This is a genomic window from Pararhizobium qamdonense (assembly GCF_029277445.1).
Classification (GTDB): Bacteria; Pseudomonadota; Alphaproteobacteria; order Rhizobiales; family Rhizobiaceae; genus Pararhizobium; species Pararhizobium qamdonense.
In genome coordinates, this window is record NZ_CP119566.1 from 2530386 (window position 1) to 2546307 (window position 15922).

Genomic DNA, 15922 nt, shown 5'->3' on the forward strand with positions numbered 1-15922 from the left:
CAAATCATTCTAGTCATGCTTCATCTTCAACGCGAACCATAGGAGGCATGCATGGATATTCGAATGACCACCAGCCTCCAGGCTGTGCCTCCAGTCCTTTTCGGCTGACCGGTTTCGCGCTTTTCCTTTTACGGCATCCTTGCGCTCGACCGCCCGCATTCCGGACGAACACGTCTCGCGTTCACGATTGAGCTGTTTTCCGGGTTTTTATGTTTCTGATCGATGAATGCGGGATGTCCCGCCTTCCTTCATTGGCTTCCTGAAGGAGCTTAGCATGTTCGGCTGGTTTGAATCCCGCCTCAATCCCTATCCCGTCGAGGAGCCCACGGTTCCGCCGCAGGGTCTGTTCGCGTTCTGCTGGCACTATACCAAGCCGGCGGCCCCCTGGCTGTTGACCATGTCGGTCTGCACCATGCTGATCGCGATCGGCGAGGTGGCGCTGTTCCAGTTTCTCGGCAATGTCGTGGATTGGCTGTCGTCCGCCAAGCAGGACACGTTCCTGCAAAGCGAAGGCACCAAATTGATCTGGATGGGCGCGCTCATCCTGATCGGCCTGCCAACGGTCGTCGCGATCGATTCGATCATCATGCATCAGGTGCTTCTTGGCAATTATCCGATGATCGCGCGCTGGCAGATGCACCGGTATCTGCTGCGCCAGGGCATGACCTTTTTCGCCAACGAGTTTGCCGGCCGCGTCGCCACCAAGGTGATGCAGACCTCGCTTGCCGTGCGCGAAACGGTGATGAAGATCCTCGACGTCTTCGTCTATGTCGTTGCCTATTTCATCTCGATGCTCGTCGTGGTGGCCGCCGCCGACTGGCGGCTTCTGGCGCCGCTGATCGTCTGGATCATCATCTATATCTGCATCGTGACGCATTTCGTGCCGCGGCTCCGCAAAATCTCCAAGGATCAGGCTGATGCACGCTCGATGATGACCGGCCGCGTGGTGGACAGCTATACCAATATCGCCACCGTCAAGCTGTTTTCGCATGCCGGCCGCGAGGAGTTCTACGCTAAGGAAAGCATGGATGCGTTTCTGCAGACCGTGCACCGGCAGATGCGCAAGGTGACGCTGTTCCATGTGCTCGTCTACACCAACAACTGCATCGCGCTGTTTGCGATCTCGGCGCTCGGCATCTATTTCTGGATGACCAGCGGCATGTCGGTCGGTTCGATCGCCATTGCCGTATCGCTCGCCATGCGCATCAACGGCATGTCGCAGTGGATCATGTGGGAAGTCTCGGCGCTGTTTGAGAATATCGGCACGGTCTATGACGGCATGAGCATGATGACCAAGGCGCATGACATTGTCGATAACGACAATGCCAAGGTGCTGAAGGCACCGCAGGGGGCCATCGCGTTCGAAAATATCGGCTTCCACTACGGCAAGAACAAGGGCGTGATCGAAAACCTCTCGCTCGCGATCAAGCCGGGCGAGAAGATCGGCCTGGTCGGACGCTCGGGCGCTGGCAAGACGACGCTTATGAACGTGTTGCTGCGCTTCTACGATCTGGAATCGGGTACGATCCGGATCGACGGGCAGGATATCGCTGCGGCGACGCAGGACAGCCTGCGCGCCCAGATTGGCGTGGTAACGCAGGATACGTCGCTGTTGCACCGCTCGATCCGAGACAACATCGCCTATGGTCACCCGGAAGCCGGTGATGCCGACATTATCGCCGCCGCCAAGCGGGCCAATGCCTGGGATTTCATCGAACAGCTCGAGGATAACCAGGGTCGCAGGGGACTGGATGCCCAGGTCGGCGAACGCGGCGTCAAGCTGTCCGGCGGCCAGCGCCAGCGGATCGCCATTGCCCGGGTCTTTCTGAAGGATGCACCGATCCTGATCCTTGACGAGGCAACCTCGGCGCTCGATTCGGAAGTGGAAGCGGCCATTCAGGAAAACCTGTTTGCGCTGATGAAGGGCAAGACGGTGATCGCGATCGCCCACCGCCTGTCGACGCTGACGGAGATGGACCGGCTGGTCATTCTCGAAGCCGGCAAGATCGTCGAGACCGGTAGCCATGCCGAGCTGATCAGCCGCAGCGGTCTCTATTCCGATCTCTGGTCGCGGCAATCCGGCGGGTTCATCGCCGATGATGGCGATGGCACGGACAAACAAAAGGAGGAGGCGGCCGAATAGGCCGCCTCCAAGCCTTGCATGTCAACTTCTAGGGCGATCGGCGTGAACGATATCGGTTTTGAATTCGACGTCCTGATAAAGGGTGAGCGCACGGCGGCATTCGATGTCTTCACCGCTGGAAATCCGGACTGGACCTGCCGCTACGGAAAGAATGGCGGCTTCCTCAGTGAGCCGCCTCAGCTGACCCTGGATGAAACGGATGCCAGCCGTTTCGTGGCGCTGCATCTCGATGCCTATGCGGCGCAGCTGTCGTCGCTTAGAAATCTTGGGCATGGCCATTGCATTCGCATTGCCGTCTATTTCGATAGCGCGACGACGGCGGGTTTCAGCCTTGGCCTCAAGCCCTCGACCATGGCTCTGGTTTCGGCGCTCGGCTATGAACTCGAGTTTTGCGTCTATCCGTTCGCCGGCCATGATGACGACTGAAAAATTGGGGCTGAAAGCACCGCTTTTGAACATGACGGATTTGTAATCGAGATCATCGGCGGTTGCGGCCGATTCCGGATTGCCGCGCGCGCGAATCTGCCTATATCGGAGAGATGCTGCTGCGCGCCCTGTTTGCCTATTTCGAGAACTGGATACAGCCTTTCGCTGTTCGCGACGGCTTGCAGCCGCCGGAACGGCTGATCCCCTATATCTGGTTCTACATCCGCCAGGCCAAGGCGCCATTCATCGCCATGCTTATTCTCGGCGGATTGACGGCGGCGATCGAGGCGACGCTGTTCTGGTTTGTCGGCCGCGTCGTCGATATCCTCGCAACGGTCAAGCCGGCCGACGGCTGGAGCGGGCTCCTGGCCGCGCACGGCGCCGAGCTGTTCGGCATGCTCGTCCTGATCGGCATCGTCCGTTTCGTGGTGTCGCTGGTGATGGCGCTGGTCGATCAGCAGGTGATCACGCCCGGGTTCTACAATCTGGTGCGCTGGCAATCCTACCTGCATGTCTCGCGGCAATCCCTGTCATTCTTCCAGAACGATTTTTCCGGCCGCATCGTCACCAAGGTCTGGTCGGGCGGGCAGGCGGTCGGCGATGTCGTGACGTCGCTGATGGAAAGCGTCTGGTTCGTCGGCATCTATTCGGTCTCGACGCTGGTGCTGGTCGGACAGCTCGATCTGTCGCTTGCCGTCGTCGTTCTGCTCTGGCTGATCGGCTTTGCCTTCCTGGCGCGCTATTTCGTGCCGCGCATCCGCAAACATTCCAAGGAAACAGCCGAAGCGTCGTCCATGCTGAGCGGCCGCATGGTCGATGCCTACAGCAACATGCAGACGCTGAAACTGTTTGCGCGCGACGAGGAAAACGACCGCTACATGCGGAAGGGCTTCGATATCTACCAGGATACGATCCTGCGCTTCACCCGGTTCATCACCGGCGTGCGCGCCTCCATGGCGTTTCTGTCGGGGATCATGATCGTCACCATGGCAGGCTTGAGCGTCGATCTCTGGCTGTCCGGGGCAATCAGCTCAGGCGCCGTGGCATTTACCATGGCGCTGATCCTGCGGCTGAATTTTCTCCTTAGCCGGATGATGGTTCAATTTAACGGCATCATGCGCAATATCGGCACGATCCAGAACGCCGCCGAAATGATTTCGCAGCCTGTTCAGCTGGTCGATCAGCCGGATGCGCCGGCCCTTGTCGTCAAAAGCCCCGCGATCCGTTTCGAGAATATTCATTTCCATTACGGCAAGGGGCAGGGCGTTATCGATAACCTGTCTCTCGTGGTCCGGCCGGGTGAGAAAATCGGCATTGTCGGCCGCTCAGGCGCTGGCAAGACCACGCTCGTCAATCTGCTGCTGCGCTTTTACGATCTGGAATCCGGCCGCATCCTGATCGACGGACAGGACATTTCCACAGTGCGGCAGGAATCGCTGCGCATGCAGATCGGCGTCGTCAGCCAGGATACCTCGCTGCTGCACCGCTCGATCCGCGACAATATCCTGTTTGGCCGTCCCGATGCCGACGAAAACGGCCTGCGCGAGGCCGCCGAAAAGGCAGAGGCTCTGGAGTTTATCGAGAATCTGCAGGACCAAAGGGGCCGCAGGGGATTTGACGCGCATGTGGGCGAGCGCGGAGTGAAGCTCTCCGGCGGGCAGCGCCAGCGGGTGGCGATAGCACGCGTGATGCTGAAGGACGCGCCGATCCTCGTGCTCGACGAGGCGACTTCGGCGCTTGATTCGGAAGTCGAGGCCGCCATCCAGTCCAATCTCGACCGGCTGATGCATGGAAAGACCGTGCTTGCCATTGCGCATCGCCTGTCCACCATCGCAGCGCTCGACCGTCTGATCGTCATGGATCAGGGCCGGATCGTCGAAGATGGGACCCATGACCAGCTGATCGCAGCCGGCGGTCTCTACGCCGATCTGTGGCTGCGCCAGTCCGGCGGTTTTCTGGCCCGCGAGGCTGCGGCCGAATAACGCACCGGAGTGGCGTCAAGCGGCCCTGCAATGCCGCGTTTCGATCGCACCGGGCGGCAAAAAGCGGTTTGCGAACATCGGCTTCGGTTTTCCCGCGACAATGTGGCTCACCCCTTGCACCCAAGGCTAGACATCCCCAGCGATCAAGCATAGAACGCGCCGGAATGCCGGGGGAATCTGCCGTTTTTTTGATGGGCGAGGTTTGCCCGGTTTTGGTGCATGAGCGGAGAAGGCGAAAGTTTTCTTCGAATCGTGCATAGAGGCTTATTGATTTGGCGCTGTTCTTTCGCTCAAGTGTCAGCACGGGGCGCGGATCGACGCCGGGGACAGTGCGGTTTCCGCAAAACATTGCGTGAGAGGATGGTTTAGCCGTGAGCGAACACGAGATATCAAGCGAAACCTCGGGCGAGCCCACTCGCCGCGATTTCCTGTATTTGACCACCGGCATGGCCGGTGCGGTTGGTGCCGCCGCCGTTGCATGGCCGTTCATCGACCAGATGCGGCCCGACGCCTCGACGCTGGCGCTGGCCTCGATCGAGGTCGATGTTGCAAGCCTGCAGCCGGGCATGTCGCTGACGGTGAAATGGCGCGGCAAGCCGATCTTCATCCGCAACCGGACAGACAAGGAAGTCGAGGAAGCCAATGCCGTTGCGCTGGCCGACCTGAAGGACCCGGTTGCGCGCAACGCCAACCTGCCAGCTGATGCGACGGCGACGGACCTTGACCGCTCCGCCGGCAAGGAAAAAGAAAACTGGATCGTCATGGTCGGCTCCTGCACGCATCTGGGGTGCGTACCGCTTGGCCAGGCCGGCGATTTTGGCGGCTGGTTCTGTCCGTGCCACGGCTCTCACTACGATACGGCCGGCCGTATCCGTAAGGGCCCGGCACCGCAGAACCTCGCCGTACCGACATTTGCGTTCGCTACCGACACAGTCATCAAGATCGGTTGAGGGGAATACTGATTATGAGTGGTGATCATTCAACCTATACGCCGACGTCCGGTATCGAGAAATGGGTGGATTCGCGCCTGCCGCTGCCGCGGCTCGTGCATGACAGCTTCGTTTCCTATCCGGTTCCGCGCAATCTGAACTACGCCTACACATTTGGCGCCATGCTCTCGGTGATGCTGATCATCCAGATCCTGACCGGTGTCGTTCTGGCCATGCATTACGCCGCCGAAACGACGGTTGCGTTCAATTCCGTCGAAAAGATCATGCGCGACGTCAACCAGGGCTGGCTGCTGCGCTACATGCATGCCAACGGTGCGTCGTTCTTCTTCATCGCCGTCTACCTGCATATCGGCCGCGGGCTCTACTACGGCTCGTACAAGGCGCCGCGCGAAATCCTCTGGATCCTCGGCGTTGTCATCTACCTTCTGATGATGGCTGCCGGCTTCATGGGCTACGTTCTGCCCTGGGGTCAGATGTCGTTCTGGGGCGCCACGGTTATCACCGGCTTCTTCTCGGCCTTCCCGCTGGTCGGCGAATGGATCCAGCAGTTCCTGCTCGGTGGCTTTGCCGTTGACAATCCGACGCTCAACCGCTTCTTCGCGCTGCATTACCTTTTGCCCTTCATGATCGCCGGCGTCGTCGTCCTTCACATCTGGGCCCTGCATGTGGTCGGCCAGACCAACCCGACCGGCGTCGAGGTCAAGACCAAGACGGACACGGTTGCCTTCACCCCTTACGCGACCCTCAAGGACGCGCTCGGCGTATCGGTCTTCCTGTTGTTCTACGCATGGTTCGTCTTCTACATGCCGAACTTCCTTGGCCATCCCGACAACTACATCCCGGCCAATGCGCTGAAGACACCGGCCCACATCGTTCCGGAATGGTACTACCTGCCGTTCTACGCGATGCTGCGCGCCATCACCTTCAATGTCGGCCCGATCGATTCCAAGCTCGGTGGCGTTCTGGTGATGTTCGGTGCGATCATCATCCTGTTCTTCCTGCCATGGCTCGATACGTCGAAGGTTCGCTCCGCCGTCTACCGCCCCTGGTACAAGCTGTTCTTCTGGCTCTTCGTGATCAACGCCATCCTGCTCGGCTGGCTGGGCTCGCGTCCTGCTGAAGGCCTCTACGTCGTGATGTCGCAGCTTGGCACTCTCTATTACTTCGGTTTCTTCCTCGTCATCATGCCGGTTCTCGGCCTGGTCGAGACGCCGAAGCGCATCCCGAATTCCATTACCGAAGCGGTTCTGGAAAAACAGGCTGCGAAGAAAAAGCCAGTTGCTGCGTGATGTCTGCGAAGATCAAGGAACCCAAAACAATGAAAAAGCTTGTTACAGGCATTCTTTCGCTCGCAGTCGTCGCCGGACTTGGTGCAGGCATGGTGTTCGCCGCTGAGACCGGTGAAGCCAAGCCTGCCGGTGCTGCCGCTGAGGAAGAGCATGGTGGCGGCACGCCGCATTACCCGATCCACAAGCCGGAGCAGGAAGAATGGTCCTTTGCCGGACCGTTCGGCCACTATGACAAGGGCCAGCTGCAGCGCGGCCTGAAGATCTACACCGAGGTCTGTTCCGCCTGCCACTCGATGAACCTTGTGTCCTTCCGCACGCTGGAAGGCCTTGGCTACTCGCCGGCCCAGGTAAAGACCTTTGCGGCCAATTACGAAGTCCAGGACGGCCCGAACGCCGACGGCGAAATGTATACCCGCAAGGCCGTGGCTTCGGATCATTTCCCCTCGCCATTCCCGAATGCCGAGGCCGCCGCTGCTGCCAACAATGGTGCAGCACCGCCGGACTTCTCGCTGATCGCCAAGGCGCGCGGTATCGAGCGCGGCTTCCCGACCTTCATCTTCGACATGTTCACCCAGTATCAGGAAGGCGGCCCGGACTATATCCACGCGCTGCTGACCGGCTACCAGGACGCGCCGGAAGGTGTCGAGATTTCGCCGGGCACCCATTACAACCCGTATTTCGCCAATGCGGCGGCACTTGCGATGGCAAAGCCGATCTCCGACGATCAGGTCACGTATGACGATGGTTCGCCGCAGACAGTCGAGCAATATTCGCGCGACGTCTCCGCCTTCCTGATGTGGGCTGCAGAGCCGCATCTGGAAGCGCGCAAGCGCACCGGCTTCATGGTCATGATCTTCCTGTTGATCTTTACGGGCCTGATCTACCTGACGAAGAAGTCGGTTTACGCCAACAAGGAACATTGAGGCTTTTCAAGGCTTCGAACGACAAGAGGCGGTCCGTGTGGCCGCCTTTTTTTGTGCCCATTATTTGGGGCCGTCCGAGGCTCTAAATCAAAATGTTGGCGAACTCGCGCTCACACGCCAGCCGATCAATAACAGCCAATGCGCCGAGCTTCTGAGAATAAGAGCGTTGGGGATCGTGGCCAGTCGCCACCGGACGAGGCAAGGCTGCGGGAGATTTGCGAACAACAGGTCTTTAAGCACGACGTCGCTTGGCCACGATGTCGCCTTCGCCGTAGTGATCATCGCGACTACGGTCGATTGGTTGGCATCATTAAATGCTGCTCCTGAAAGGACCACTGCCGGGCGCCGCTTTAAAATGGGAATGTCTGAGAAGGGAAAGGGGACGACAATGGTTTCGTATCTTTCACAGATCACGAAATGCTTCCTCATCCTCCGGGCTGTCCCATTCGACAAATAGCTTGGAAACATTGACCAGATAATCGTCTGCGAACTGCACCTCGCGGATCGAGACGAGTTCGCCTCTTCTGGTTTTATACCAATCATTCCAGACTTTTTTCATATTCCCGTCTGGCCAGATGCCTTCTGTCGGACGGCCGTCTTTTCCGCTTTTCATGCGCACCCACCGGCCGATAACTCCATCCGTTTCCAGATTAATGAATTCCTCGTCCGGCAAAGCCTTCAACCGCGCACGGAGTTGTGGGTTTTCGACATGCTTGATCCAAATGGCGATATCGGAAATTTTCACCTGGGGAACCATGCTGGCTCGCTTGCGCCGGAGGGGTCTAGGCGGGGTATGGTAGCCGAACATCGACCCCTGTCAACATCTCCATCCTGCGGTCAAAGAGGGCATCCTGGGAGGCCTTGTCGATAATAAAAAAGCCCCGGAGTTTCCTCCGGGGCCTTGATGTCTCAGACTGCGCTCAACGCTTTCAGCTGAACCGTCCGGCGGCATGGGCGAGCATGGTGTAGACCTTGCCCGTGTCCGACGTCAGGTAGGTCTGCGTCATCACCTTGTCGCGGTCGTTGCGGGCAACGTCGCCGAGCAGTTTTTCGAAGTCGGCGATATAGCGATCGACGGCGGTGCGGAATTCCGGTTCGCGGTCATACTTGCGCTTGATCTCGTCGAAGGTCTGCTGGCCCTTGAGCGTATAGAGGCGGCGCGTGAACACGTCGCGTTCGCCGCGCTGGTAGCGGCGCCAGAGATCGACCGACGCATCATGATCGATGGCGCGGGCGATATCGACCGACAGCGAGTTCAGAGATTCCATCACATGGCGCGGGTTGCGGGTATCGCCGGAGCGGGCCGCAGGCGCCGCCGGCTGGGGTTCCGCAGTGCGCTGGACCGGTGCTGCGGTGGTTGCGGCGTCTTCGTCACGCGAGGCGCCGCGCAGGAGATCGCGCATCCAGCCGCTTCCTTCTTCCGTCCGCTGGCTGCCTGCTGCCTGTGGCTCCGGCTGACGGGCAACGGGCTGTTGAAGAGCAGGCTGCTGGACGGCCGGCTGCTGGGCAACGGGCTGCGGCGTTGCAGGACGCGGCTGCTCGATACCGAGGCTGCCGCGAAGGGCGGGCTCAGGGCGGCGTTGCTCAGGCGCGGGCTGCTGGGTTACGGCGCGGACCGGGGCGGGCGCTACGGCCTGCTGGATGGCCTGCTGTGCCGCAGTCTGCTGGCGAACGGACGGCTGGGCGATCTCGAGCTGGCCGGAGGATTTGCCGATGATGTCGGACAGTTCCTGCAGCGCCTTGATCTGTTCGGCGACCGCACGGCGCATGACCGAGGCATTTTCCTTGGCTTCTTCCGGCAGGTCAAAGGCGCCGCGCTTCAGCTCCTCGCGGGTCATGTCGAGTTCCTTGCGGATCTCGTGGGCCGAGCGGCGGATTTCGTCGGTGGCGCCGCTGAAGCGGCTGACCGCCTCTTCGACGGCCTGGCGGATGGCCGTGCCCATATGCTCGGCTGTGCCATCGGATTTCTTGCTGGTTTCGGTCATCAGGCGATCGATGTCCGAGAGCGATGCACCAACGCTGCCGCGCAGACGGGAGGCAACTTCCTTTGACCGTTCCTCGGCACGCACGAAGGCGCCTTCGACCGAGAGGCTTGCATCTTCGCCGGCCTTGGTGACGGCGGCGCGCATGGCTTCGCTGGCGGATGCGGCGCGGGCTTCGGCTTCCGAAAGCGTCTTGCTGACATTGGCGAAGGACGACTGGACACCGGCACGCAGGTTGCTGGCGATCTCGTTGGAGCGTTCCTCTGCCCGCACGAAGACCGATTCGACCGATAGGCTGGCTTCGTCGCCGGCCTTGACCACCGCATTGCGCATGGCCTCGGCGGCCGAAGCGGCGCGCTGTTCGGCTTCGCTCAGAATGCGGCCGACATCGCTAAAGGACGATTGGATGCCGGAGCGCAGGTTTCCTGCGACCTGGGCCGAGCGGTCTTCCGCGCGCTGGAAGGCGCCATCGACGAAGCCTTCAAGCGCATGCATGGTCTTTTCGATCTCTTCGGACCGGCTGACGAGACCGACGGACAAGGTCCGCAGCGCATCCTGGCGCTCTTCGAGCGTGCTGACCAGATTGGATTGGGCGGCGGCAAGCAGATCGGACGCTTGGCTGAGAACCTTGGAATGGTCTTCAAAGCGGCCGACAATGCCGCCGATCTGCGACAGGGTGGAGCCGGAAATATCGGCCAGCTTGTCGACCTTGCCTTCGAGAAGGCGGGTCGAGGTGGACAGCATGTCGGAGGCGCGGGTGGCGGATTCGGAGAAGCGCGCGGTGGTGGATTCCAGCTGCTCGTCCATGGCGCCGAGATTGGTGCTGGCCTGTTCGATGACGCCGGCGATCGAGCTGTTGCTGGCAGCCAGCTGGTCGATCAGGCCCATGGCCGTCGATTGCAGACGGTTTTCGACCATCTTCATGGCCTTGGCCGTTTCTTCGGCACGGCTGGAGATCGCATTCAGCGTCTCGCCGGTGCGCTCGGTCAGGCTGTCGAGTAGGCTGGCATTTTCGGCGCGCAGACGCTGCGCACTCTGCTGTGCCACTTCGCTGATCCGGTCGGCCGCTTCCTTGCCGGTGGCGGCATACTGGTCGATGATCGGGCGGGCCTGCTCGTCGATGATACGTGTCAGCTCGGCGGAACGGCCAGCGAGCATCGAGTTGAGTTCGCGGGTGCTGTCGTCAAGCGTGGTGCGGATCGAGTTACCACGGGTCTCCAGCGCCTTCTCAACGTCGCTGAGGCTCTGGTTGAGCGAGGATGCCTGTTCGGCAACGCGCGACTGGGTCTGGGCGATCCGGGCGGCAGCGCCATCGGATGCTTCGCCGACGGAACGGGCAAGCTCGGCGCTGCGCATCGCGGCGGTCGCTGCCGTCTGCTCCACCGCCGACTGGAAGTCGGCCTGGCGTGCCGCCATCGCCTGGGCGAAATCGTCGCCGGCCTTGGCGAGCAGTTCGGCCGAGCGCTGGGCTTCGGCGTCGATGCCCTGGGCCGCTTCGCCGACGGCGCCGCGCAGGTTGGTGACAAGGCCGGCGGCCTTGCCTTCGATCGTGCGGCTGACATTGTCGAGGCCAATCGACAGCGCGCGGTCCATGGTGCCGAGGCGTTCTTCGATACGGCCCGTGCCGCCTTCGATGCTGGCTTCGATGCGGGTTGCGGCAGCGGCCGTGACGCGGTCGAGTTCGGCGGTATGGGTGGTGAGCGTCTCGGTGATACGGGTCGCGGCTTCGCCGCTGATGCGGCCGATCTCGTCGGCGCGGCCGGAAAGGCTGACCGCGATCCGGTCGGCGGCGAGCGTGCCGGCGCGGTCAAGTTCGGCCGTGTGGTCGGACAGGGTCGAGGCGATGCGCGCTGCGGCAGCATTACCGACACGGTCGATCTCTTCGGTCCGGCCAGCCAGGCTGTCGGTGATCATGGCGGCAGCTGCCGTGCTGATCTGGTCGAATTCGGCCGTATGGCTGGAGAGCGCATCGGCAATCCGCGCGGCGGCAACGCTGCCGATGCGGTCGATCTCGCCGGTGTGGCCGGACAGGCTGCCGGCAATGCGCGCAGCGGCGCGGTCGCTGACTTCATCCAGTTCGGAGACTTTGGCAGAGAGCGTATCGGCGATCCGCTGACCGGCATTATCAACGAATTCGCTGACACCACCGACACTTTCGCGGATGCGGCCCTCAAGGGCGCCAAGGCTGGTTTCGATGCGGGCGCCGGTCTCATCGACGCTGCTGTTGATCGCGGTGAGCGACGTATCCATACGGTGCGTCAGCGTGTCGGCAGCGCGGCTGATCTGGTCAGCCGTTTCGCCAAGCTGGGTGGCCACGTGGCTGGTGCTGGCGAGCATGCGCTGCTCAAGCGCAAGCGCGCTTCTGTCGATCGTGCTTCCCAGTTCGGCCTGGCGTTCGTCCAGCGACATTTCCAGCATGCTGGCGGAGGTGGCAAGCGTCGTGGCGATCGACATGGACTGTTCGGCCAGAACATCGGACAGCTGGCCGGTGCCTTGCACCACGGCGACATTGATCGCGTTGATCCGGTCGTCGAGCGTTGCGCGGATCTGGTCGTGGGTGGAAGACAGCGATGTCGATAGCTGGTCGGCGCGGCCGGCAAGGGTCTGCTCGATATCGGCTGCGCGGCCGGTCATGGCGAGAGCCAGCTCGGAGGCATGACCGGACAGGGCGCTGGCAATTTCCGCCGAGGTGCTGGTCATCGTGCCGGCAATATCGCTGACGCGGCCCGAGAGATCGTCGGCAATCGCAGCAACGCGGCCGGAGAGTTCCTTTTCGATGTCGCTGACGCGGTCGGCCATTGTTTCGGCAATGGCGCTGGCGCGGTAGGACAGGCTGTCGGCAATTTCCTCGGTCTGGGTGCTGAGCGTTTCCGTCATTTCGGTGGCGCGGGCAGCCATGGTGCCGGAGATTTCGGCGGAGCGTTCCGACAAAAGCATGTCGAGCGTGGTGGTCTGGGTCAAGAGCGTGTCGCCAAGCGCGCGGCTGCGTTCGGTCATGACGCTCTCCAGGCGATCGGCAGTGCCGCCGATGGCCTGTTCGATAGCACCGGCCGAGGAGGTCAAGACGTTGGCCAGTGCGCCCGTGCGGTGCGACAGGATGGTGTCGAGACGTTCGGCCGTGCCATCGAACGCGCCATCAATGGCTGCGGTCGATGAGGAGAGGACATTGGCGAGCGCGCCGGTGCGTTCCGACAGGATGGTGTCGATCCGCTCTGCCGTGCCGTCAAACGCGCCGTCGATGGCGGCGGTCGACGTGGACAGGACATTGGCAAGGGCGCCGGTGCGCTGCGAGAGGATCGTGTCGATCCGCTCGGCCGTACCGTCGAATGCACCGTCGATCGCGGCCGTCGATGTGGACAGGACATTGGCGAGAGCGCCAGTGCGTTGTGCCAGGATCGTGTCGATCCGCTCGGCCGTACCGTCGAATGCACCATCGATCGCTGCGGTCGAGGTGGACAGCACCTCGGCAAGCGCGCCGGTGCGCTGCGACAAGATGGTGTCGATCCGCTCTGCCGTGCCGTCAAATGCGCCGTCGATCGTTGCCGTCGAGGTGGACAGCACCTCGGCAAGGGCGCCAGTGCGTTGCGCCAGGATCGTGTCGATCCGCTCGGCGGTGCCATCAAAAGCGCCGTCGATAGCGGCTGTCGAAGAGGACAGGACGTTGGATAGGGCGCCGGTACGCTGTGCCAGGATCGTATCGATCCGTTCCGCCGTACCTTCAAAGGCGCTGTCGATGGATTCCGAGCTTGCGGCGAGCAGGCTGGAGAGTTCGACGGTTCGTTCCGACAATGTATTGTCGAGGCGCAGCTGGCTGGCGGCAATCGACGTGGTGATCTCGTCGGCGCGGTTGGTCAGCGTTTCCTCGATGCGGCCGTGGATGGCCTGCAGGCCGTCGATAAAGCCGGTTGTGTGCGTGTCCAGATTTTGAGCGAGCTGCTGGTTGCTGGCATTGATCGCGCTGGCGCGGGCATCCAGCGTGTCGGCAAGCCGCTGCTGGCTCTCGGTGAGTGCCGTTTCAAGCGAGATTGCGCGCTGCGCAAAGCCGTTTTCAAGCCGGTCCTGGGCCGCCGTCAATGCGCCCATCAGGCTGCCGGAGCGTTCCGACAGAACATCGTCGATGCGGACATGGGCGTTGCCGATGGCGTCGCTGAGTTCGGCCGTCTTGCCGCTGATGGTCTGCTCGATGAAATCCTGCGTGGTGCCGAGCGTCGTCGCCAATGTCAGCGACTGATCCTGCAGGGCGGTTTCGAAGCGGTCGATGCCGCCGTCCAGAATGCCGCCGATGGAATCGGCACCGCCGGTCACCGACTGGTTGATCCGGGCAAGGCTTTCCATCAGCTTGGAATCGAGCAGGCTGGCGCGCTTGTCGAAGGCGGTGGCAAATTCATGGAAACGGCTGTCGAAGGCGGTGGCCAGGTGACCGACGGTCGTCTGCAGTTTCTCATCAAAGAAACCGGTGCGCAGGTCGATATCCATGATCATGTCATCGGCACTGGACTTGAGGCTCTGGCGGAAATTCGCACCCTTTTCGTCCAGCGTCGCATTCAACGTATTCAGGATATCGTCGAGACCGCCGGTAATGGCCTGCTGGCCGATATTGAGGCTCTCGTTGAGATCGCGCGTACGGGCAATCAGCGTCTCGTTGAGCTGGCGGGCGCGCTCATTGAGCGCGGCATTCAGCTTTTCCGTATTGGCATCGAGCGAGGAGGCGCGGGTCTCGAACTGGCCGAGAAGCTGCTGTCCGCGCTTTGCCAGCGTTTGGCTGAGATTGTCCAGCCGTGTATCGAATTCGTTGCTGAGGGAGACGCCGGCGGTGGTCAGGCCCGAAAGCAGGGCGTCGGTGCGGGTCGACAGCATGGCGCCGATCGTCTGGGTGGCGTTATCGGAACGCTCCATCAGGGCGGCGGCACGGGTTTCGATCATCGAGGCAAAGGCCTCGCCAGAGGTGGCGATGCGGTTTGAAATGTCGTCGCCGGCAATCGCCAGCTCGTCCTTCAGCTGGGTATGGGCACCGGAGATCGACGAGCGGATGCGTTCGGCATGGCCGACGATCGACTCGCGCTCAAGACCCAGTTCCTGCACAAGCGTGCGGACACGCAGTTCGTTGTCGCTGTAGCTACGCTCCAGCGCGTTGACTTCGGAATGAACCAGCGTCTCAAGCTCGGTGGCGCGCGCGATCGTGCGCTCGATGCCTTCGTTCATCGCCGATACTTCGCGGCGAACGGCCTGGCCGACCGTCATGATGCGTTCGGAGGCCGCCGTTTCGGGCTCTGCAAGGCGCAGCGCAACTTCGGCCATGGAGCGGGCGGCACTGCGCAATTCCTGTGCGCGCGAAATCATGATGGCAAAGGAGAAGAACAGCATGACCGGCAGGACGATGAAGATCGCCACGCCGATGGCGCCCGGCATGGCCGAAAGATCGGCCAGCGAACGGATCTGCCAGATTTCCGGGCCGTAGAGCAGATTGGCGACACCGAGGCCGCCGACAATCCAAAGGGCTGAGACGGCGGCGGCAATGCGCATGGCCGAGCGGCTGGAGCGGACGTCCAGCGATCGCAGGATCGCAGCAGGCGTCTTGCGGCCGTCGTCGTTTGCGGGCGCGAAGGAGGGGGCCTTGGGGGCGGGCTCCGGAGACAGGGCTCTCTGGGTTTCGGCGGCGCGGGCGGCCTTGGCGGCCTGCTCCTGCTGCGCCTTCTGGCTCTTCGCCGCACTGGGCGCTGAAGCCTGTTTGGCCGCGCCGGACACAGTGTCCTCCGGATGATCCGGGGAGGCCTTGTCGTTGAGGGCAGACTTAAGCTCGTCAAAATCGATTTTCAGAGCGTCTTCCAACGCCTGAAATGCCTTGTCGTCGATCGACTCATTGCTTTTATTTGTCGCCATGCGGATACGCCTCGTTACTAAACTGTCCTTTCGGAAGGATCCGCCGCAACACCGCCTGCATTGGGAACACCTCCGAAACTCGGACGGTGACATGAGGATACGCGCATACCATCTACGCAGAACCCTGACATGCACCCATTTCAACCACGCACCGGCGGATAACGCATTGAGACCCTTAGGTGCTTCATTCAATACAGTTTTCCGCCAGGACCGTTCCTATCAGAAGATATGAACAAATCCCTCAACGTACCGTAGTGACACATTCACCGGTTTCTTACAATTAAGCCCCTTGGGCATTCGTTAAAATCCTAACAAGTTCTTAATGAAAATTGGAGGCGTTTAGGCCA

General features: G+C 61.4%; 9 protein-coding genes. 6 read left to right on the top strand and 3 right to left on the bottom strand.

Annotated features, from left to right (window positions below; all coding sequences use genetic code 11):
- Window positions 1–274: 274 nt before the first annotated feature.
- The 6 genes from PYR65_RS12180 to PYR65_RS12205 all read left to right on the top strand — a co-directional run bounded on the left by PYR65_RS12180 (window position 275) and on the right by PYR65_RS12205 (window position 7713).
- The gene (locus tag PYR65_RS12180; protein WP_276118168.1) at window positions 275–2143 is read left to right on the top strand and encodes an ABC transporter ATP-binding protein; all 1869 of its coding nucleotides are present in this window, start codon (window positions 275–277) and stop codon (window positions 2141–2143) included.
- A gap of 42 nt (window positions 2144–2185) precedes the next feature.
- Window positions 2186–2569: a hypothetical protein gene (locus PYR65_RS12185; RefSeq protein ID WP_276118169.1), complete on the top strand. Its 384-nt coding sequence runs from the start codon at window positions 2186–2188 to the stop codon at window positions 2567–2569.
- 113 nt (window positions 2570–2682) lie between these two features.
- Complete coding sequence (locus PYR65_RS12190) at window positions 2683–4551, top strand: ABC transporter ATP-binding protein (RefSeq protein WP_276121049.1); 1869 nt, start codon at window positions 2683–2685, stop codon at window positions 4549–4551.
- Between the two features lie 371 nt (window positions 4552–4922).
- Window positions 4923–5501 (top strand): ubiquinol-cytochrome c reductase iron-sulfur subunit, encoded by a 579-nt coding sequence (gene petA, locus PYR65_RS12195; RefSeq protein ID WP_060640837.1) that lies wholly within the window; start codon window positions 4923–4925, stop codon window positions 5499–5501.
- A 14-nt stretch (window positions 5502–5515) separates the two neighbouring features.
- Window positions 5516–6790, top strand: coding sequence for a cytochrome b (locus PYR65_RS12200; protein WP_060640838.1), 1275 nt, complete (start codon window positions 5516–5518; stop codon window positions 6788–6790).
- A gap of 29 nt (window positions 6791–6819) precedes the next feature.
- On the top strand, window positions 6820–7713 hold the full coding sequence (locus PYR65_RS12205) for a cytochrome c1 (protein WP_060641008.1): 894 nt from the start codon (window positions 6820–6822) through the stop codon (window positions 7711–7713).
- Between the two features lie 87 nt (window positions 7714–7800).
- On the opposite strand, the gene PYR65_RS30595 is transcribed toward PYR65_RS12205, so the two are convergent.
- The 3 genes from PYR65_RS30595 to PYR65_RS12215 form a co-directional block, all read right to left on the bottom strand.
- Window positions 7801–8181 (bottom strand): type II toxin-antitoxin system PemK/MazF family toxin, encoded by a 381-nt coding sequence (locus tag PYR65_RS30595; protein WP_407951232.1) that lies wholly within the window; start codon window positions 8179–8181, stop codon window positions 7801–7803.
- A complete protein-coding gene (locus PYR65_RS12210) occupies window positions 8117–8470 on the bottom strand; it encodes a hypothetical protein (RefSeq protein ID WP_276118170.1) in 354 nt (117 codons plus the stop codon). The genes PYR65_RS30595 and PYR65_RS12210 overlap by 65 nt, the downstream gene beginning before the upstream one ends.
- Window positions 8471–8642: 172 nt before the next feature.
- On the bottom strand, window positions 8643–15575 hold the full coding sequence (locus PYR65_RS12215; RefSeq protein WP_276118171.1) for an apolipoprotein A-IV repeat region-like domain-containing protein: 6933 nt from the start codon (window positions 15573–15575) through the stop codon (window positions 8643–8645).
- Between the last annotated feature and the right edge of the window lie 347 nt (window positions 15576–15922).